15 protein-coding genes and 3 pseudogenes are annotated in these 19460 nt (G+C 62.0%); 11 read left to right on the top strand and 7 right to left on the bottom strand.

What is annotated here, in order from left to right:
* Nucleotides 1-11 precede the first annotated feature (11 nt).
* Together AC0L7P_RS16340 and AC0L7P_RS16335 are read right to left on the bottom strand one after the other, a co-directional pair.
* A pseudogene (locus AC0L7P_RS16340) lies at nt 12-988 on the bottom strand (tellurite resistance/C4-dicarboxylate transporter family protein).
* A gap of 228 nt (nt 989-1216) precedes the next feature.
* Nucleotides 1217-1909 (bottom strand): corrinoid protein, encoded by a 693-nt coding sequence (locus tag AC0L7P_RS16335; protein WP_473433680.1) that lies wholly within the window; start codon nt 1907-1909, stop codon nt 1217-1219.
* A gap of 145 nt (nt 1910-2054) precedes the next feature.
* Between AC0L7P_RS16335 and AC0L7P_RS16330 the strand changes: the two genes are divergently transcribed.
* Nucleotides 2055-3173, top strand: a complete 1119-nt coding sequence (locus tag AC0L7P_RS16330; protein WP_473433679.1) for a PA0069 family radical SAM protein — start codon at nt 2055-2057, stop codon at nt 3171-3173.
* Here AC0L7P_RS16330 and AC0L7P_RS16325 read toward each other — a convergent pair.
* From AC0L7P_RS16325 to AC0L7P_RS16315, 3 genes are all read right to left on the bottom strand, one after another.
* Nucleotides 3131-3670, bottom strand: coding sequence for a DUF1697 domain-containing protein (locus tag AC0L7P_RS16325; RefSeq protein WP_473433678.1), 540 nt, complete (start codon nt 3668-3670; stop codon nt 3131-3133). The two genes, AC0L7P_RS16330 and AC0L7P_RS16325, sit on opposite strands and share 43 nt — an antisense overlap.
* Nucleotides 3671-3674: 4 nt before the next feature.
* The gene (bmt, locus tag AC0L7P_RS16320; RefSeq protein ID WP_473433677.1) at nt 3675-4691 is read right to left on the bottom strand and encodes a betaine--homocysteine S-methyltransferase; all 1017 of its coding nucleotides are present in this window, start codon (nt 4689-4691) and stop codon (nt 3675-3677) included.
* 169 nt (nt 4692-4860) lie between these two features.
* Entirely contained in the window at nt 4861-5181 is a 321-nt protein-coding gene (locus tag AC0L7P_RS16315) for a DUF1476 domain-containing protein (protein ID WP_473433676.1), read from the bottom strand.
* A gap of 171 nt (nt 5182-5352) precedes the next feature.
* Between AC0L7P_RS16315 and purC the strand changes: the two genes are divergently transcribed.
* From purC to AC0L7P_RS16280, 7 genes and pseudogenes are all read left to right on the top strand, one after another.
* Nucleotides 5353-6114 carry a phosphoribosylaminoimidazolesuccinocarboxamide synthase gene (gene purC / locus AC0L7P_RS16310; protein WP_473433675.1) on the top strand — a complete coding sequence of 254 codons (762 nt, stop codon included), beginning with the start codon at nt 5353-5355 and terminating at the stop codon, nt 6112-6114.
* 53 nt (nt 6115-6167) lie between these two features.
* Nucleotides 6168-6398 (top strand): phosphoribosylformylglycinamidine synthase subunit PurS, encoded by a 231-nt coding sequence (purS, locus tag AC0L7P_RS16305; protein ID WP_473433674.1) that lies wholly within the window; start codon nt 6168-6170, stop codon nt 6396-6398.
* Nucleotides 6398-7435, top strand: coding sequence for a zinc-binding dehydrogenase (locus tag AC0L7P_RS16300; protein WP_473433673.1), 1038 nt, complete (start codon nt 6398-6400; stop codon nt 7433-7435). Before purS ends, AC0L7P_RS16300 begins: the two co-directional genes overlap by 1 nt.
* Before the next feature lie 10 nt (nt 7436-7445).
* A complete protein-coding gene (purQ, locus tag AC0L7P_RS16295; protein WP_473433672.1) occupies nt 7446-8114 on the top strand; it encodes a phosphoribosylformylglycinamidine synthase subunit PurQ in 669 nt (222 codons plus the stop codon).
* A gap of 38 nt (nt 8115-8152) precedes the next feature.
* Nucleotides 8153-9909, top strand: a pseudogene (locus AC0L7P_RS16290) (sensor histidine kinase).
* A gap of 8 nt (nt 9910-9917) precedes the next feature.
* Nucleotides 9918-11246, top strand: coding sequence for a sigma-54-dependent transcriptional regulator (locus AC0L7P_RS16285; RefSeq protein WP_473433671.1), 1329 nt, complete (start codon nt 9918-9920; stop codon nt 11244-11246).
* A gap of 420 nt (nt 11247-11666) precedes the next feature.
* A complete protein-coding gene (locus tag AC0L7P_RS16280; RefSeq protein ID WP_473433670.1) occupies nt 11667-14294 on the top strand; it encodes an Rne/Rng family ribonuclease in 2628 nt (875 codons plus the stop codon).
* Between the two features lie 70 nt (nt 14295-14364).
* Here the strand turns inward: AC0L7P_RS16280 and AC0L7P_RS16275 are convergent, their stop codons facing one another.
* Nucleotides 14365-14595, bottom strand: a complete 231-nt coding sequence (locus tag AC0L7P_RS16275; RefSeq protein ID WP_473433669.1) for a sulfurtransferase TusA family protein — start codon at nt 14593-14595, stop codon at nt 14365-14367.
* A 91-nt stretch (nt 14596-14686) separates the two neighbouring features.
* Between AC0L7P_RS16275 and AC0L7P_RS16270 the strand changes: the two genes are divergently transcribed.
* The 3 genes and pseudogenes from AC0L7P_RS16270 to AC0L7P_RS16260 all read left to right on the top strand — a co-directional run bounded on the left by AC0L7P_RS16270 (nt 14687) and on the right by AC0L7P_RS16260 (nt 18081).
* Nucleotides 14687-15439 (top strand): cytochrome c biogenesis CcdA family protein, encoded by a 753-nt coding sequence (locus AC0L7P_RS16270; RefSeq protein WP_473433668.1) that lies wholly within the window; start codon nt 14687-14689, stop codon nt 15437-15439.
* 62 nt (nt 15440-15501) lie between these two features.
* Nucleotides 15502-16738: pseudogene (locus AC0L7P_RS16265) on the top strand (hypothetical protein).
* Nucleotides 16735-18081 (top strand): cytochrome P450, encoded by a 1347-nt coding sequence (locus AC0L7P_RS16260; RefSeq protein WP_473433667.1) that lies wholly within the window; start codon nt 16735-16737, stop codon nt 18079-18081. Before AC0L7P_RS16265 ends, AC0L7P_RS16260 begins: the two are co-directional and overlap by 4 nt.
* 111 nt (nt 18082-18192) lie before the next feature.
* Here AC0L7P_RS16260 and AC0L7P_RS16255 read toward each other — a convergent pair whose 3' ends face one another.
* The gene (locus AC0L7P_RS16255; RefSeq protein WP_473433666.1) at nt 18193-19383 is read right to left on the bottom strand and encodes a peptidoglycan DD-metalloendopeptidase family protein; all 1191 of its coding nucleotides are present in this window, start codon (nt 19381-19383) and stop codon (nt 18193-18195) included.
* Between the last annotated feature and the right edge of the window lie 77 nt (nt 19384-19460).

Below are 19460 nucleotides of genomic sequence, written 5' to 3'. Positions count from 1 at the left end.
CGGTCTTGCCCTTATGGCGTTTTCTTTACGGGGAACACTGCCATCAGATAGGCGGTGAAGGTTACACACCAGGCCAGGAGCGCGATCCACGAAAATGCAACCGGAAGGGGATCGAGGAAATCAAACCCCATTGCGTGGGCCATCTGAAGCGTGCTGACCGCATACATGCCAAGGGGAAAGACCGCGCCCCAATAAAGCGGATCATAGGTCAGGGGAAACCGTTTGTAGACATGTCGCCAGATCGCAAGGATAACCAGCATCGGAATCCACCAGGTGCCGGTGACCCAGTAAAAGATCGTGAATCCCTTGATGAACGGCAATATGGACTGCAAAAACGGGGCATCCTGCGCGTTGACGATCAGCAGTGACCCCGCAAGCGTTGAAATCGCCATCGCCCCCATATTGATCCAATAGGGTGGTGAATGATCGCCGGGGGAAAACCGGAAGAACGTATAACGGTAAAAGATCAGCGACATCATCCAGATGTACAGCATCCCCCCCAGAGCCACATGGACAGTGCCAGAAAATTCAGCTCGACCCGGTAAGGTTGATCAATCTGCGCCGTCACAAGCGATGACAGAACGGCAATGGATTGCGTCGCCACAACCGCGAGCAGCCAGGCGCCGCTGATGCCCCGATCCAGTGTGGGCTTTTCCGCCTTGATCGTAAAAGCGGTGAATATCGTATAGGTCAGGCCAAACCAGAGGATCACAGCGATCACCCCAAGGATAATCCCCAACGTCAGGTTGTCCGCAAGGATCAGGAATTCACTGCCCAGAATGCTGGACGCGGCGACCATGGTGAAAAATCCGGGGCCGCGCAGGTGGTCGATCAGATCCAGAAATACCCGGTCGCGATGGCGCAGGATGCGCAGCCCCGTGAGCGCCCACAGCACCAGATAGGCGATGGCCGCAATCACGAACAGGCCCCATGCCGCCATCTCCAACCCGATCTGATGGGCGGCAAGGGATACGATGCCGGTGGCCATGACCATTCCGAAATAGGCCGGTGACAGAGTTGTCAGGTCAAATGACAGTGCCCGGGGCGAAAAAGGCGCCTGGCGTGGTTTGTCGGTTCGGATGGGCACGGTCTCGATCCCGGTTCAGGGTTTCCTGCGTCGTCTATGACGGTATGGCGGAAACGCTGCAAGGGATGGGGCGGCGCGGCAGGGCGGAAACCGGGCGCGCAGGGCAGCCCCCGGCGCGCCCGATGCCTGTTACATCTGGTTATGTTTGCGCGCCATGTATTGCTTGGCGGTTTCCACGGTAACGGCGGCGTCGCGGCAATAGGCATCGGCGCCGATGGCTTTGCCGAATTCCTCGTTCAACGGCGCGCCACCGACCAGCACGATATAATCGTCGCGGATGCCGTTGGCGACCATCGTGTCAATCACCACCTTCATATAAGGCATCGTGGTGGTCAGCAGGGCCGACATGCCCAGAATGTCGGCTTCTTCGGCGGCCAGCGCGTCAAGGTATTTATCGACGGCGTTGTTGATGCCAAGGTCGACCACTTCAAACCCGGCGCCTTCCATCATCATCGCGACAAGGTTCTTGCCGATGTCGTGAATGTCGCCTTTGACCGTGCCGATCACCATTTTGCCCATGCGCGGCGCGCCGGTGGCAATCAGCAGCGGTTTCAGGATCGCCATGCCGCCTTTCATGGCGTTGGCGGCCAAAAGCACCTCGGGGACAAACAGGATTCCATCACGAAAATCGTGGCCAACGATGGTCATCCCGGCAACCAGGGATTTCGTCAGGATGTCATAGGGTTCCCAGCCGCGCTCAAGGAAGATGTTGACGCCTTCCTCGATTTCTTCTTTCAGGCCGTCATACAGATCGTCGTGCATTTGCAGGACCAGATCGTCATCGGACAGATCCGCCAGGATGATATCGTCGTCGTCGGCCATGTGTATTCCTCCGGGGCGCGCGCGGGTTAAACACGCTGCTGGTTTCGTTGTAGGGTCAAAAGGCTGGCTGCCACACGGCGGATTGCGACACTGGTGATGCAACAACCGACGCGGGGGCGGTGGGGGCTTGGCAAATGTTCTCTTTATGTTCTATTCTTGTGCAATGGATCACGATTCTGAACACAATCTGCCGGGCACGCGGCGCAAGGGGCGGGGCGCCGGCTTTAACCCGGCGGTGCGGTTCGATCCCTATTTGCGTACAGTTGAACATGACGGTTGGGCCGGCGGGTGGGAGCGCGACGAAGATCTGCCGCCCCTGCGCACCACGGTGAGTGTCGAGGTGCCGCGCAAGGTTATCAGTCGCAACACATCGCCCGATTTGCCGTTTGACCGGTCGATCAACCCCTATCGCGGTTGCGAACATGGCTGTATCTATTGTTTTGCGCGGCCATCCCATGCGTTTCTGGGGTTGTCGCCGGGGCTGGATTTTGAAACCCGGCTGATTGCGCGCCCCAAGGCGCCGGACCGGCTGGCGCGTGAATTGTCGGCCAGGGCGTACCGGGTGGGCGATATTGCCATCGGCACCAACACCGACCCCTATCAACCGATCGAGCGGGATCGCAGGATCATGCGCCGGGTGCTTGAGGTGCTGTCCGAGTTCCGCCATCCGGTGACGGTGACCACCAAGGGCACCCTGATCGAACGGGACGCGGATATTCTGGGCGAAATGGGGCAGGCGGGGCTGGCGCGGGTGGGAATTTCGATCACCACCCTTGATCGCGATCTGGCCCGCCGGTTGGAACCCCGGGTGCCGTCGCCCGCCCGCCGGTTGCGTGCGATCGAGGCCTTGGCGCAGGCCGGGGTGCCGGTGCGTGTCATGGTCTCGCCGGTCATTCCGGGGCTGAGCGATGGGGAAATCGAGGCGATCCTGAGTGCCGCCAGGGATGCCGGGGCGGTTGCCGCAAGCTGGATCATGCTGCGCCTGCCCTATGAGGTGTCGCCGCTGTTCGTGGCCTGGCTGCGCGAACATTACCCGGATCGTGCGGGCAAGGTCATGTCGCGCCTGCGCGAAATGCACGGGGGCAAGGAATACAGCGCCACATGGCATCACCGGATGCGCGGCGAGGGACCGCACGCCGAGATGATCGGCAAGCGGTTCGATCTGGCCGTTGCGCGGTTGGGGTTGGATGTGAAACTGCCGCCGTTGCGGTGTGATCTGTTTCATGTGCCACCGCGCCCCGGCGACCAGTTATCATTGTTCTGAGCCTTTCGCGCCAAGGCCTGCACCGTGTTGCGGTTGCGCATGGTGCCACGGGAAAAGGCCGGCAGGTTGAGGCGGGAGGTTCCCATGCCCGAGGGGTAGTGGATGACGATATGATCCTGGGACAGCACGATGTCCTCATCTCTCTGGCCTTTGGCCAGTCGATCTTCGGACCTTGCCGCGTCGGGCAGGAACAGCACGCTGACCTTTCCACCTGACGCATCGCCAAAAGGCAGGGCATCGGCCAGTGACGCCATTTCGGCACCGCTGCGCAGGATGACGCCGGGGGATTTTCCCATAAGCCGGGTCAGCCCGTCGTTCAGCCGGTTCAACAGGGCATCGCGCCCCAGATCCGAGGCGAACAGCAGGTTGCCGGTGGCAAGGTGGGTCTGGGCATGGTGCAGGCCAAGGGCATCGCCCAACGCGCGCAAATCGGCCATGGGCAATCTGCCGGTGCCCCCGACATTGACCGCGCGCAGAAGGGCGATCCAGATATTCATGGGGTCAGCCCCGCTGACGGCCGCGCCGTTCACGCACCGGTCCGGTCGTATCGCCGGTGCCATCCCCGGGCGAGGAAAAGCCCCCGAGCAGCGCAGTGATCTGATCCAGCGTCGGGCGGGTGCCCGTGGGGCGGGTATCAAGCGCCGCGCGCATGTGGCGCAGGTGTTCGGGGGTGGTGCCGCAGCAGCCGCCAATGATCCGCGCGCCGCAATCCCGGGCCAGAACCGCGTATTCGGCCATCAGTTCTGGGGTGCCGTTATAATGGATGTGGCCGTCGTGAAATTTCGGGATGCCCGCGTTGCCCTTGGCGATCAGGGGGCGTTCGCTCCCGGCGGCGGCAAAGCCGAGAACGGTGCGCAGCAGATCCGAGGCACCAACGCCGCAGTTGGCCCCGAAAGCGAGAGGTTTTTGCTCTTTCATGTTCTCGACCAGTTCGACCATTCCGGCGCTGGTCAGCCCCATCATCGTGCGCCCGGCGGTGTCAAAGCTCATGGTGCCGCACCAGGGCATACCAGCCAGTTCGGCGGCGGCACCCGCGGCGCGGTATTCATCGGGGGCAAAGATCGTTTCAACCCAGAGCACGTCTGCGCCGCCCTCTTTCAGGCCTTCGGCCTGTTCGTGAAACATTTCGACAGCGCTGGCATAGGTGAGCGGGCCCATGGGTTCCATGATGTCACCGGTCGGGCCGATGGACCCGGCGACGATCACCGGACGCCCGGCCTTGTCCGCCACTTCGCGGGCCAGTTCGGCGCCCGCGCGGTTCAACTCGCGCACCCGGTTCTGGCCGTTGTGCAGTTTCAGGCGCGATGCGTTGCCGCCAAAGGTGTTGGTGAGAAACAGATCGCTCCCGGCATCGACCGGGCCACGATACAGATCGCGGATCTTGTCGGTGTGGTCGACGTTCCAGAATTCGGGGGCATCGCCCGATTGCAGGCCCATGTTGAACAGGTTGGTGCCCGTCGCGCCATCCGCAAGGATGAACGGCTTTTCGGCAAGCATGCGGGACAGGGCATCGGTCATCAGGGGCGCTTTCGGGCTGGGGCGTTTTGGTGCGTCCTGTTGCCATGGATCGCTGGCGGGCGCAAATGCAGATGCCTCATGATCATCATGCGGTGCAGCGATGTTTCGCCGTTGCGTTGGGGCGCCGCCCCGTTCCCCTGTCGGGTGGGGCGGCACCAATGGCGCGGGATCAGTCGTTGATCTCGGTCATCAGCTGGGCTTTCGCCTCGGCCATCAGAGCCGTCATCCTGGTACGGATCGTCGTTTCGTCGGCCTTGTCGCCCAGATCGCCCGACACCTTGCGGTAAACGTCTTCGTCGCCGGCCTCTTCGAAATCGGAATTGATCACCTCTTTGGCATAGGCATCGGCATCGGCGCCCGATTTCCCCAGCAGGCCAGCGGCCCAAAGCCCCAGAAGCTTGTTGCGCCGCGCCTCGGCCTTGAACTGCATTTGTGCGTCATGGGCGAATTTGTTTTCAAATGCGTCCTTGCGGTCGTCAAATTGAGTCATTGGAATATCCTTTGTAGGGTCGGGCGTTGCGCCGGAGATATATCCGATATGCCCATGGCGGGCCTCTGGGGCAAGAGGGTGTTCTTGCCGGGGGCGACGGTTTGCCCTATAGGCTGAGAAAATGCGCACGGGTTTCGCCCCTGCGCCCCTTTTCGTTTCTGGAGCCCCGCAATGGCACGTCGCAAGAAGATATACGAAGGCAAGGCCAAGATCATGTATGAAGGCCCCGAGCCGGGTACCATGGTTCAGTATTTCAAGGACGATGCCACCGCGTTCAACGCCGAGAAAAAAGCGGTGATCGAGGGCAAGGGCGTGCTGAACAACCGGCTGTCGGAATTCTTCATGACAGGGCTGACCCAGATCGGCGTGCCGAACCATTTCATCAAGCGGCTGAACATGCGCGAACAGTTGATCCGCAGTGTGGAAATCATCCCGCTGGAGGTGATCGTGCGCAACTTTGCCGCCGGGTCGATGTGCAAGCGTCTGGGCATGGCCGAGGGCACGCCGATGCCCCGCCCCATCGTCGAGTTCTGTTACAAGGACGACGCGCTGGGCGATCCTCTGGTCAGCGAAGAGCATATCATCGCCTTCGGTTGGGCGGCGCAGCAGGATCTGGACGACATGATCGCGCTGGCTCTGCGGGTGAATGATTTCATGTCCGGCGTCATGTTGGCGGTCGGAATCAAGCTGGTGGATTTCAAGATCGAGATCGGCCGGATCTGGGAAAACGATTTTCACCGCCTGATCGTGGCCGATGAGATTTCACCGGATTCCTGCCGGTTGTGGGATATCGAGACCGGTCAGAAGCTGGATAAGGATGTGTTCCGCCGGGATCTGGGCAATCTGACCGATGCCTATACCGAAGTGGCGCGGCGGTTGGGCGTTTTGCCCACCAATGTGACCCATGCGCCCAAACCGACGCTGATCAACTGAGGCCGGCGTCGGAATTTGAGTATTTTTGTCAGTAAAAAGATGGGGGTTCGGCCATGAAGGCACGGGTACATGTGATGTTGAAGGACGGTGTTCTGGACCCCCAGGGCGAGGCGGTGCGCCATGCTTTGGGCGCGCTGGGGTTCGACGGTGTGAACGGCGTGCGGCAGGGCAAGGTGATTGAGCTGGATCTGGCGGAGGGCGCGGATGCAACCACCGTCGGGCAGATGTGTGAAAAGCTGCTCGCGAATACGGTGATCGAGAGTTACCGCGTCGAGATGCTTTGATGCGGGCGGCGGTGCTGCGCGCGTATAACGCCGATCTGCTGATCGAAGAGGTGCCCGATCCGGTTTGCCCGGAGGACGGCGTGGTGCTGAAGGTGCTTGCCTGTGGGGTGTGCCGGTCTGACTGGCACGGCTGGACGGGGGAACATCCGCGGGTGAAGCCGGGGCAGATCGGTGGCCATGAATATTGCGGTGAGGTTGTCGAGGCGGGGCCGCTGGCGACCCACGGGGTGGGGGCGCGGTTGGTGGCGCCGTTCATTCTGGCCTGTGGGTCGTGCCCGTCCTGTCAGAGCGGCGCGCAGAACACCTGCCCCAATCAGCGGTTGCCGGGGTTTGTCGAGCCCGGCGCCTTTGCCGAATATGTGGCGGTGCCGTTTGATCACAATCTTTCGCCCTTGTCCGACAGTCTTTCGCCGGTTGTGGCGGCGGGTTTGGGATGTCGTGTGACCACGGCATGGCACGCCCTGACCGGGCGCGCGGCGGTGCAGGGGGGCGAGTGGCTGGCGGTGCATGGCACCGGCGGGATTGGTCTGAGCGCGCTGATACTGGGCCGGGCTCTGGGGGCGCGGGTGATTGTGGTGGATGTGGTTGCCGAAAAGCTGAGCCATGCTTTGGGCCTTGGCGCCGAGGCGGCGGTGGATGCCCGCGAGGGTGATGTGGCCGCGCGTATCCGCGAGATCACCGGTGGCGGCGCCCATGTGAGCATCGAGGCGCTGGGTATTTCCGAAACCACCAATGCCAGCATCGAGTGCCTGCGCCCCCTTGGGCGGCATGTGCAGGTGGGAATGCCCGTGGGCCATACCGCGAAGATGGAGATCAACATGAGCGCCGTCTATCAGGGCAATCTTGCGCTTTTTGGCACCCGGGGGATGCCGGCCTGGCGATACCCGAGCCTGTTGAGCCTGATCGAGGCCGGGCGGGTGGATGTTTCGCCGATGATCGCGCGCGAGATCGCCCTGAGCGGTGTCAGCGCCGAACTGGCCGCCTTTAACGGGCCGACGCCGCCGGGTGTGGCCGTTGTTTCCGATTTTCTGAACTGAGGGGCGTGATATGAAAGCTGCCGTCATCGTCTTTCCCGGGTCGAATTGTGACCGGGATCTTGCCGTCGCCTTTGAGGGCGCGGGCATGGATGTGTCCATGGTCTGGCACAAGGAAACCGGCCTGCCCGAGGGGATTGATATTGTCGGCATTCCGGGTGGATTTTCCTTTGGCGATTACCTGCGTTGTGGGGCGATTGCGGCGCGTTCGCCCATTTGCCGGGCGGTGATCGACCATGCCGGGCGCGGGGGCTATGCCCTTGGTATTTGCAATGGGTTTCAGGTGTTGACGGAAACCGGGGTTCTGCCGGGGGCCTTGATGCGCAACGCGGGGATCAAATTTATCTGCCGCGACGCGGAATTGCGGGTGGCCACCACGGACAGCGATTTCACCGCAGGCTATGAGGCGGGGCAGTCTGTGCAGATCCCCATCGCCCACCATGATGGCAATTACACCGCCGACGCCGACGTGCTGGAGCGGCTGGCGGGGGAGGACCGTATCGCGTTTCGCTATGGGGAAAATCCCAACGGCTCGGCGGGGGATATTGCCGGGGTGCTTTCGGTCAACCGCCGGGTGCTGGGCATGATGCCCCACCCCGAGCGCGCCTGTGACGCGGCCACCGGCGGCATCGACGGGGTGGCGATGTTCCGCGCATTGGCGGGGGTCATGGCCGACGCCTGACGCTTGAGCCGGGGGGCGGGGCGGCGTATCCTGCGCTGATGAACAGTGTACCCACAGATCGCCCCAAACGTTCCATCCGCCGCTGGTGGGTGCGTGGCGTGTTCCTTGGGCTGATCGCTGTGGCGCTTGGGGTGGTGTGGTACACCAATCAATTCCTGACCGAACGCTTTACCGAAAGCACCCGCAACCGCGCCGAAGTGCGCATGGCCCTGTATATCGGTAACCTGCGTTCGGAATTGCAGCGGGCCAGCATCGTGCCGCTGCTGTTGAGCCGCGATCCGGCGTTGATCGGGGCGTTGAATTCGTCGGATTTTTCGCAATCCACGCAACGGTTGATTTCCTATCGCGATGAGATCGGCGCGGCCTCGCTCAAGCTGCTGGACCGGGATGGGCGCACCGTGGCAGCGACCGACCGGGAGGTTCTGGGCAGCCAGTATCGCAACGAGGCGTTTTTCGTCGAAGCCCTGCGCAGCAATGACACGGTGTTTACCACGGTGCGCACCGAGGCGGGTGGATTCATTTTTTCCTATTCCCGCAAGATTTCCGTTGGGGGCGAGGTGCGCGGCGTGATCGTCGTGGGGGTCGATCTGGCCAAATTCGAAAGCAGCTGGGCGGGATTTTCCGACGCGGTTTTCGTGACCGACAGCGAAGGCACGATCATTCTGGCCACCGAAAGCCGTTGGCGCGGACGCACCGAGGCCGAGGCGCTGGCCGTGCGGTCCGCGCCCAATGCGATCGAGCGGGCGTTGCAGGCCACCGCCGACTGGGCCGCGCTGCCGGCCGATGCCTATCTTCTGGGCGAAGCGGTGTTGCGGCAAGAGGCGCGCATTCCGTTTCAGGGCTGGCGCATGGCGTCTTTCACCACCTACAGTTCGGTGCGCGAGCAGGTGAACGGTGTTCTGGCGATCGAGATCATGGTGTTTGCCCTGCTGCTGGCCGCCGGATTCTATCTGGTCAGCCGCAAGGCCCTGAGCCGGGTCGTGCTGTTTCAGCGGGAATCGGCGGAATTGCGCCAGTTGAACCTTGCCTTGCAGCGGGAAATCGCAGAGCGCGAGAAGGCGGAAAAGAACCTTGAGGTGGCGGAACAGACCGTTGCACAGACCAGCAAACTGGCGGTTCTGGGGGAAATGTCGGCGGCGGTCAGCCATGAATTGAACCAACCTCTGGCGGCGATGAAAACCTATCTGGCGGGGGCGCGATTGTTGTTAAAGCGCAAGCGCCCCGACGAAGCCCTGAGCAGTTTCGCGCGGATCGACGATCTGATCGACCGGATGGGCGCCATCACCCGGCAGTTGAAAAGTTACGCCCGCCGTGGTGGCGAGGCGTTTGAGCCGATGGACCTGCGCGCCTCGCTCAGCAGTGCCCTGGCGATGATGGAACCCCAGTTGAAACAGCGCGATATCGAAATCACCAAGAGTCTGCCGCGCGAACCGGTGATGGTGAACGGCGACCGTCTGAGGGTGGAACAGGTGATCGTCAACCTGCTGCGCAATGCTTTGGATGCCACCAAGGATGTGGAACAGCCCCATATCGAATTATTGCTGGCCGCCGGTGAAACAGCCACCTTCAGCGTCCGTGACAATGGCACCGGCATCGCCAATCTGGATGATCTGTTCGAACCGTTTTACACCACCAAGGCGCCGGGTGATGGTGTGGGGCTGGGGCTTGCCATTTCGTCGGGGATCGTGTCCGACCTTGGCGGGCGTCTGACCGCGCGCAACGGGCGGGCAGGGGGGCTGTATTTGAAATGCAGATCCCCATCTTGGAAGAAACAAATATCAAGGCAGCAGAATAGGAACCGCAATGGCTCAGGCAATGAAGATCGCGATTGTTGACGACGAAAAAGACATGCGCCAGTCAATCAGTCAGTGGTTGGCCCTGTCCGGTTTCGACACCGAAACCTTTCCCTCGGCCGAGGATGCGCTGAAAGGTATCAGCGCCGATTACCCCGGCGTGGTGGTCAGCGATGTGAAAATGCCGGGCATGGATGGCATGGCGTTCCTGAAACGATTGATGACCGTGGATTCGTCCCTGCCGGTCATCATGATCACCGGCCACGGCGATGTGCCCATGGCGGTGGAGGCGATGCGCGTGGGTGCCTTTGATTTTCTGGAAAAGCCCTTCAACCCTGACCGCATGACCGAATTGGCCAAAAAGGCGACGGGCAAGCGGCGGATGACGTTGGACAGCCGGGCGTTGCGTCGGGAATTGTCCGATGGCACCGGGATCATGCGCAAGGTGATCGGCAGTTCCCAGGTGATGGAGAGGCTGCGCGAGGACATCCTCGATCTGGGGCAGGCCGATGGCCATGTGTTGATCGACGGGGAAACCGGCACCGGCAAAACCCTGGTGGCCCATGCTTTGCATGCGGTGGGGGCCAAGGCGGGGCGCAAATTCGTGCTGGCGTCCTGTTCGGGGCAGGAACCCGATGCCATGGGCGAACGCCTGTTCGGCCAACCGGGCAGCGAACAGATGCCGTTGTTGGAGGAAGCGCGGGGCGGCACCCTGGTGCTGGAAGATATCGACGCCCTGCCCACCGCTTTGCAGGCGCGGCTTTTGACATGGATCAACGATCAGGGCACGCCCGCCGAAACCCGGTTGGTGGCGATTTCAAACCTTCAGGAACAGGGCAAAACCTGTGAAGACGTGCTGCGCCCCGATCTTTTTTACCGGCTGGCGGCGATGAAAATCACCCTGCCGCCCCTGCGGGCGCGCGGCGAAGATATTCTGACGCTGTTTGCCCGGTTCTCGGAACAATTCGCCGAGGAATACGGCTGTGACGCCCCCGAGGTTTCGGCGCAAGAAGCGGCGCAATTGTTGCAGGCCCCCTGGCCGGGCAACATCCGCCAGTTGGTGAATGTGGCCGAACGCGCGGTGCTGCAAAACCGGCGTGGCACCGGCACGATTTCCAGCCTGCTGATGGCGGATTCCGAAGAAAATGAACCGGGCATGACCACCGAGGGCAAACCCCTGAAGGAATATGTCGAAGCGTTTGAGCGGATGCTGATCGACAACACCATGCGCCGCCACAAGGGCAGCATCGTCAATGTGATGGATGAATTGTGCCTGCCGCGCCGGACCCTGAACGAAAAGATGGCCAAATATAACCTGAGCCGGTCAGATTACCTGTGATCGGGCGGGCGCGGCGCGGAATTCCTGCGTCGCGCGATTTTGGCCATTGTGTTTGTTGCCCCGCGCCCCTTACTATGAACACTGGACGTGTGTTCGCCTTGTGAACACCGCCACCATGAGATTCACTGCGCCGAAGGCGCCGTCACGATCGTGACGGCAGGTATTTTCGGTGCAAGCTGATCGGCCTTCGGGCCAACCGATTGCCCGCGTGCCTGCAAAGGCCGGGTGTAAAATGGGCACCCCGCAGGGTGTCGGAGCAAGAAACGCGATGACGCGCGACGCATTACGCAGGCGAAAGGCAAGGGGTTCACGACCCGGCTTTTTTGCGTCTGAATGCCCGCAAATCGCCCTTACCAGACAACATCCGCTGATGCCGCCCCCCACAAGAGGGCGCCTTGGCGCGGTGCGAGATATAATAACATGCCAAAAAAGATGCTTATCGATGCCACCCACACCGAGGAAACCCGGGTTGTGGTGGTGGACGGAAACAAGGTTGAGGAATTCGATTTTGAATCGGAAAGCCGCCGCCAGCTTGCCGGCAATATCTACCTTGCCAAGGTAACACGGGTCGAACCTTCGCTTCAGGCGGCCTTTGTGGATTACGGTGGAAACCGCCACGGGTTCCTCGCCTTTTCGGAAATTCACCCTGATTATTATCAGATTCCGGTCGCTGACCGGCTTGCCCTTCTCGAAGAAGAGGCGGCCTATGCCAAGTCTCTGGAAGAAGAGGAAGAAAAGCCCAAACGCCGCAGCCGGTCGCGCAGCCGTTCCAAACCCAAGGCCGAAGATGTGGTCAGCGATGACGCCGTGCTGACGCAGGAAACCGACGGCGACGACGGCAAGGTGATCGAGGGCATGGATGTCGTCGATCTGGACAGTGACGACGAGGGCATCTCGCCCATGGAACGGGTGACCGAAACCCCCGTCGAAACCCCCGAATCCGATGAGGACGACGCGCCCGAAACCAACGCTGACCGCGACGACGACATCGAATCGGTCGCGGATGAGGACGTAGCAGAGGAAATCAACCGTCCGCGCAAGCCGCGCCCGCGCAAATACAAGATTCAGGAAGTGATCAAGGTTCGCCAGATCCTTCTGGTGCAGGTCGTGAAAGAAGAACGCGGCAACAAGGGCGCCGCGCTGACCACCTATCTGTCGCTGGCCGGTCGCTATTGCGTGCTGATGCCCAACACGGCCCGTGGTGGTGGTATTTCGCGCAAGATCACCAATGCCGCCGATCGCAAAAAGCTCAAGGAAATCGCCAACGGCATCGAGGTGCCCCAGGGCGCGGGCCTGATCATCCGCACGGCCGGATCACAGCGCACCAAGACGGAAATCAAGCGTGATTACGAATATCTGCAACGGATGTGGGAACAGATCCGCGAACTGACCCTGAAATCCATCGCGCCCGCGAAGATTTACGAAGAAGGCGACCTGATCAAACGCTCGATTCGCGATCTGTATAACCGCGAGATCGACGAAGTGTTCGTCGAAGGGGTTGAGGGCTATCGCACGGCCAAGGACTTCATGAAGATGATCATGCCGTCCCATGCCAAGAACGTGAAGCAATATCAGGATCAGATGCCGCTGTTCGCGCGCCATCAGGTCGAATCCTATCTGTCGGGCATGTTCAACCCCACGGTGCAGTTGAAATCAGGCGGTTACATCGTGATCGGCGTGACCGAGGCACTGGTGGCGATCGATGTGAACTCGGGGCGGGCCACCAAGGAAGGCAGCATCGAACAAACGGCGCTGAACACCAATCTTGAAGCCGCCGAAGAGGTCGCGCGCCAGTTGCGCCTGCGCGATCTGGCTGGTCTGATCGTGATCGATTATATCGACATGGAAGAGCGCAAGAACAACACCGCCGTCGAAAAACGGTTCAAGGACAAGCTGAAAACCGACCGCGCACGCATTCAGGTGGGCCGTATTTCCGGCTTTGGCCTGATGGAAATGTCGCGCCAACGTCTGCGCCCGGGCATGATCGAGGCCACAACCCAGCCCTGCCATGCCTGCCACGGCACCGGGTTGATCCGCTCGGACGACAATCTGGCCCTGAACATCCTGCGCCAGCTTGAGGAAGAGGGCGTGCGCAAGCGGTCCAAAGAGGTGCTGGTCAAGGTGCCGATCGGCATCTGCAACTTCCTGATGAACCAGAAACGTGAACATATCGCCAATATCGAGGCGCGCTATGGCATGTCAGTCCGGATTGAGGCTGATCCGGCGCTGATTTCCCCCGATTTCACCGTTGAAAAGTTCAAAACAGCCACCCGGGTGGTGGAACAGGTGGCGCCCGTGGTGTCGGTCGATGCGTCGCATATGTCCGACGCGGTGAACGAGGATGCGGTCGAAGAGGCCGTCGAGGCCGATGAGGCCCCCGCAGTGGTCGAAGCCGCGCCCGAGCCGCAGCCATCCGATGACGAAGGCCAGCCGAAAAAGCGCCGTCGTCGGCGGCGGCGGCGGAAATCGGGCAATGGTCAGAATGGTGACACTCAGTCCAATGATGATCAGAACGGCGAGGCGTCAGCCGAGCCTGCACCACAGGCCGAGGTGACAGCCGAGGCTGACACCACCACCACCGAGCCGGAACCAACCCCCGAGGCGGCGCCCGCCGCCGAGGAGGCGCCGAAAAAACGCACCCGCGCCCCGCGCAAACGCAAGACCGCCGCCGAAAAGGCCGCCGAGGCCGAAGCGGCAGCAGCGGGTGAAGAACCGCCCGTGGCCACAACCGTCGAAGAGGTCGCGGAAAAACCGGCGCCGAAAAAACGCACCCGCAGCCGGGCCAAGCCAAAGGCGACGCCCGAACCCGAGGCCTTGGCCGAGGCCCCGGTTACAGAACCTGCCCCTGAAACACCCGAGCCGGTGGCAGAAACGCCCACGCCTGATGCCGAGGCGCCAGTGGCCGTGGACAGCATGATCGATGCCCCGGCAGCGGCGCCCGAACCTGCACCCGAACCGGAACAGGCTCGTGAACCGGCCCTGGCCGAGGAAAGCAGCGATGAACAGGCCAAGCCAAAGCGGCGCGGCTGGTGGTCTCTGGGCCGCTAAACCGGCCAATTGGCTGTGAAAATGACAAACCGCGCCGTACTCCGGCGCGGTTTTTCCGTTTCGGCCTCGCTCAGCTGCGCCGGATCAGAAATTCCAGCACCGCACCTTCGCTTTTCATCTCCAACAGGACATGGCCCGATTCGGCGCAGAAATGCGGCACATCCACCACTGCCGCCGGATCATCGGCCAGCATGTGTAAAACCTGCCCCGGGCGCAGGGCATTCAGCCGCTTGCGGGCCTTCAAAACGGGCAGGGGGCACAGCAGGCCCAAAGCGTCGAGATCGTCATCAGAGCTATCCATGAGCTGAAGCTAACCAATTGCTACAGATTGTCCACGAGGATGTGAGCGGTTGTCGCGTGACCTTGGCGCCGCGTTGCCCTAAGCCAATCCCATGTTTGGAATCGAAATCATCGACGCGGGCCTGATCCCCGCCATGGCCGTGGCCCTGCTGGCGGGGCTGCTGTCATTCCTCAGCCCCTGCGTTTTGCCCATTGTGCCGCCCTATCTGGCCTATATGGGCGGCATCACCATGAACGAAATGAAGGAACAGACCGGCGCCCACCGCCGCGCCATCATTGCCGCGGTGTTTTTTGTCATGGGCCTGTCCACGGTGTTCCTGATCCTTGGGTTCACCGCGTCGGCCTTTGGCGCGTTTTTCCTGCAAAACCAAGAGATTTTCGCCAAGGTCTCGGGCGCGGTCGTGATCATTTTCGGCCTGCATTTCATTGGAGTGTTCCGCATTCCCCTGCTCAACCGCGAGGCGCGGGTTGACGCGGGCGACAAGGGCGGATCGGCCTTTGGCGCCTATGTTCTTGGCCTTGCCTTTGCCTTTGGCTGGACGCCGTGCATTGGCCCGCAACTGGGCGCGATCCTGTCTTTGGCCGCGAGCGAGGCAAGCGTGGCACGCGGCACAACCCTTTTGGGGGTTTATGCGGCCGGGCTTGGCATTCCGTTTCTGTTGGCCGCAGTGTTCATCCAGCGGTCGATCGGGGTCATGAACCGGATCAAACCGTGGATGGGCGTGATCGAAAAGGCCATGGGCGTGTTGCTGATCCTCGTCGGCCTTGCCCTGTTGACCGGCGCATTCAGCGCGTTTTCATGGTGGTTGCTTGAAACCTTCCCGGCGCTCGCCACGCTGGGCTAGGGCGGCTTAATTTCGTCAAACTGTCCTGCTATGCTGCGTTACAACGCAACAGGATGGCACCCATGGCCCAGGACAAATCGCGCGTCACCCGGCGGCGGGTGTTCTATATCCCCGGGTATGACCCGATTCACCCCCGCCGCTATCGCGAACTGTATCGCAAAGAGGGCGCGGCACAGGCGGCGATTTCCGGCTATGACATCGGGCTGAAACCGCGCAAGGGCGCGCTTTATGGCTGGGAGGTTGCGGCGCGAATTGACGGCGCCGATGTGCACGCCGATATTGAGGTTCTCGTCTGGTCCGACATCGTGCGCCAGTCCATGAAAACCGGCATCCTTGCCACCTATGGCCAGTTGGCGCGCACGGCTTGCACCTATATTGGCTCGGGCGCGTTGCGTCGGCTTATGTGGCTGCGCAAAGGGCCGGTGATTGCGGCGCTATATCCCGTGGGCATGTTGCTGTTGCAGCTTGGTCTGGCCATCGGTGTCATGTGCGCCATTGCGGCCCTTGGCGTTGCGTTGGCTGGGGGGCTGGGGGGCATTGGCGCTGGCCGCCCGCCTTGTGGCATGGGGCGCCGGGGCGGCGGCGGGCATTGCCCTGCTGCGCTGGTTCCGCGCCAAGGATGGCAAATTCTTTGCCTATTATCTGATGCATGATTATGCCTTTTCCGCCGCCACCAAAGGGGCCAACCCGCCCGAGTTGGAACGCCGCATGGCCGAATTCACTGCCGCCGTGGCCCATGCCATGGCTGATGATGTGGATGAGGTGCTGATCGTCGGCCATTCCTCGGGGGCCCATCTGGCAGTGTCGATCCTGTCAGATCTGATCCGTCAGGGCCTTGTGCCGGCCAATGGCCCCGCCCTGTCGTTCCTGTCCCTGGGGCAGGTGATCCCAATGGTCAGCTTCCTGCCCGATGCCACCCGTTTGCGGGCCGATCTGCATTTTTTATCCGCCCGTGATGACATCACATGGGTCGATGTGACGGCCCCCGGCGATGGCTGTGCCTTCGCCCTGTGCGATCCGGTGGCGGTGTCGGGCGTGGCCCCGGCGCGGCAAAAATGGCCGCTGGTCTTTTCCGCAGCCTTTACCCAAACCCTGAAACCCGAAACATGGAAGGCCCTGCGCTGGCGGTTCTTCCGGCTGCATTTTCAATACCTTTGCGCCTTTGATGCACCGCGCGATTACGATTACTTTCAGATCACCGCCGGGCCGCTTACCCTTGGCCAACGCTATGCCAATCGCGCGCCCAGCAAATCGCGCATCGACATAGCCGCCTCGTGCCACACGACGATGGCCGCATGATTCCGCCCAAACCTGCCGCGCGCCCTGAAAAGGTATCTCTCTGGCGTTATCTGAAACTGTTCCGGCAGGACATCCTGTCGGCGCAACCGGCCAAGCTTTACCGCGCATGGATGGCCGAATTCCGCACGCCGTTCTTTCGCAGCTATCTGGTGAATGATCCCGCACTGGTGCGCCGGGTGCTGAAAGAACGGCCGATGGATTTCCCCAAGTCCAACCGGATTGGCGAGGGGCTGCGCCCGCTGCTGGGCAATTCGGTGTTTCTGACCAACGGTGAAACCTGGCAAAAACAGCGCCGTATCATCGACCCGGCGTTCGAAGGCGGGCGCCTGCGCGATACCTTTCCGGCGATGTTGGCGGCGGGGCAGGCGGCCAGTGCGCGCCTTGCCGAGGGGACGCGCGACATTGAACCCGAAACCAGCCACGCCGCCGCGGATGTGATTTTCCGCACCCTGTTTTCGATCCCCATTGAACATGAAATCGCCGCGCAGGTGTTTGACCAGTTCCGCGCCTATCAACGCAATCAACCGATCCTGAATTTGGCGGCGTTCCTGCCCATCCCCGGCTGGTTTCCCCGGTTTCACCGCCGTGGCACCAAACGCACGGCGCGGGCCATCCGCGCCCTGATCACCGATCTGACCGCCCGTCGCATGGCCGAAATCAAGGCAGGCCGCGCCCCCGATGATCTGGCGACAAAGATCATGACAACGGCTGATCCGCAGACGGGCGATACCTTCAGCACCGCTGAGATGGTCGATCAGGTGGCGATCTTTTTCCTCGCGGGTCATGAAACCAGCGCCTCGGCCCTGGCCTGGGCGTTGTATCTGTTGGCCACCCACCCCGAGGCACAGGATAGGGTCGCGCAAGAGGCGCGAGCCTTCATGAAAGACCCGCAGTTTTCCCGCCTCTCGACCCTCAAATTCACCCGCGATGTGTTTCGCGAGGCTTTGCGCCTCTATCCCCCCGTCCCGATGATGGTGCGCGAAGCGAAATCGCCCGAGGAAATGCGCGGCCGCACTGCCCCGAAAGGCGCGCAGATCGTGCTCAGCCCATGGCACCTGCACCGCCATACCCGGCTGTGGGATAATCCTGACGGGTTTGATCCCACCCGCTTTGCCACGGATAACGGGCGGCAATGCCTGCGCAACGCCTATATCCCGTTTTCAGCCGGCGCGCGGGTCTGTACCGGGGCAGGGTTTGCCATGGTCGAAGGGCCGCTGTTGCTGGCCACCATGCTGGCCGATTGGCAGATCGCGCCCGAACCGGGCCACACCCCGGTTCCCGTTGCCCATCTCACCGTGCGCAGCCGCGATGGCATTCGCCTTACCTTGAAAAAACGCGCCTGAACGCTGTCACGCCAACAGCCGAAAACCGGGCGCAACCGATGCCACAGGCGCCAGCAAAATATGAAATGTGCCGCAGGCACGCCTTTGGATCAAACCCCGCCAAGGGGCGGATCAGTTGACGTAGGGTTCCGGATCGACGCTTTCAAAGCCTTCGCGCACCTCAAAATGCAGCCCCGGCGACGCACCGCCGCGCACCTTGGCCACCTGTTGGCCGCGTTTCACCTTCTGGCCCTTTTTCACCGAAATTGCATCCACCCCGGCATAGACCGTCAGAATATTGTTGGAATGGCGCAGCACCAGGATCGGCACCTGATCGGTGTCGCGGGTGATGGCGGCGACGGTGCCGGCATCGGCGGCATGTACCGGCGCACCGGCGCTGGCTGAAATGTCGATCCCGTCGTTTTTGCCTTTCTTATAGGTGCGAATGATCGGCCCGCTCACCGGTAACACAAAGCGGGCGCTGCTGCTGGCCTTGGTCTGACCTGCCGCAAAATCCGGCGAGGGCGGCGTTTCCTTGGGCTTGGCTGCGGTCGCCTTTTCATCGGGCAGCGGTTCGTCCGCGCTTGGCGGCACCGGTGCCACACTGCCGGCGCCGGGGGCGGATTCGGGCAGGGGCGCAGGGGCCGACAGGGCAACCGGGATCAACAGGTATTGCCCTTCGCGGATCGCCAGTTCTCCGGTCAATCCGTTCCACTCGGCCAGGGCGTGAACCGGAATGCCATAATGGCGGGCGATGGAATAGGCGGTCTCGCCCCGGGTCACCTTGTGGCGGATCGGCTCTTTGCCCGATTGGGTGGATTTGGCCGCAGGCGTGGTTTTCGGGCGCGCCGGCTGAATCACGGAATCGTCCAGCGGCGCGCTGGAGATCGGCGCGTTGGAAATTGCGGCAGGGGTGGGCAGGATCGGGCCGGTGGTGGTGGATCCGGTGGCGGGCGAGGGTTCGGCCACACGGCGCGGCAGGGCGATGATTTCACCCCTGCGCAGGGTCAGATCCGGCGACATCCCGTTGTAACGCCCCAATTCATCAGCAGGCAGCCCGACGCGCCGCGCCACCCCCGCCAGCGTATCGCCGCGCTGCGCCACAGCCACCTGATAGTTCGGATAGGAAATCACGCCGCGATTGTCGGGGCGGGGCCGGTCGGCGGTGCGCACGGCAAGCGCGGCATCGGAGGTATCCAGCCCGTTGCCCAGCGTGTGGCGCAAATCCAGATCAAAGCCCGAATTGGCACAGGCCCCAAGGGCCAGCAAGGCCGCGCCGCACATAAGGGTGCGATGCCCGCGAAAGGTGGGAAATACTGCCATCTGTCGTCCTCAACTCAATGGCGGCACCTTCTTTGGGTGCGCGCCTTACCGCGAAAATACCAGGGTCGTTGCCCCGG

It is taken from the genome of Oceaniglobus sp. K40-3 (genome assembly GCF_055808395.1).
The sequence above is the reverse complement of the archived record's forward strand: the minus strand, read 5'-3'. Positions and strand labels throughout refer to the sequence as shown.

Bases quoted from the DNA above. Each gene is read 5' to 3' on its own strand.
- AC0L7P_RS16335 (WP_473433680.1), bottom strand. From the start codon at position 1,909: ATGGCCGACGACGACGATATCATCCTGGCGGATCTGTCCGATGACGAT.
- AC0L7P_RS16330 (WP_473433679.1), top strand. From the start codon at position 2,055: ATGTTCTATTCTTGTGCAATGGATCACGATTCTGAACACAATCTGCCG.
- AC0L7P_RS16325 (WP_473433678.1), bottom strand. From the start codon at position 3,670: ATGAATATCTGGATCGCCCTTCTGCGCGCGGTCAATGTCGGGGGCACC.
- bmt (WP_473433677.1), bottom strand. From the start codon at position 4,691: ATGACCGATGCCCTGTCCCGCATGCTTGCCGAAAAGCCGTTCATCCTT.
- AC0L7P_RS16315 (WP_473433676.1), bottom strand. From the start codon at position 5,181: ATGACTCAATTTGACGACCGCAAGGACGCATTTGAAAACAAATTCGCC.
- purC (WP_473433675.1), top strand. From the start codon at position 5,353: ATGGCACGTCGCAAGAAGATATACGAAGGCAAGGCCAAGATCATGTAT.
- purS (WP_473433674.1), top strand. From the start codon at position 6,168: ATGAAGGCACGGGTACATGTGATGTTGAAGGACGGTGTTCTGGACCCC.
- AC0L7P_RS16300 (WP_473433673.1), top strand. From the start codon at position 6,398: ATGCGGGCGGCGGTGCTGCGCGCGTATAACGCCGATCTGCTGATCGAA.
- purQ (WP_473433672.1), top strand. From the start codon at position 7,446: ATGAAAGCTGCCGTCATCGTCTTTCCCGGGTCGAATTGTGACCGGGAT.
- AC0L7P_RS16285 (WP_473433671.1), top strand. From the start codon at position 9,918: ATGGCTCAGGCAATGAAGATCGCGATTGTTGACGACGAAAAAGACATG.
- AC0L7P_RS16280 (WP_473433670.1), top strand. From the start codon at position 11,667: ATGCCAAAAAAGATGCTTATCGATGCCACCCACACCGAGGAAACCCGG.
- AC0L7P_RS16275 (WP_473433669.1), bottom strand. From the start codon at position 14,595: ATGGATAGCTCTGATGACGATCTCGACGCTTTGGGCCTGCTGTGCCCC.
- AC0L7P_RS16270 (WP_473433668.1), top strand. From the start codon at position 14,687: ATGTTTGGAATCGAAATCATCGACGCGGGCCTGATCCCCGCCATGGCC.
- AC0L7P_RS16260 (WP_473433667.1), top strand. From the start codon at position 16,735: ATGATTCCGCCCAAACCTGCCGCGCGCCCTGAAAAGGTATCTCTCTGG.
- AC0L7P_RS16255 (WP_473433666.1), bottom strand. From the start codon at position 19,383: ATGGCAGTATTTCCCACCTTTCGCGGGCATCGCACCCTTATGTGCGGC.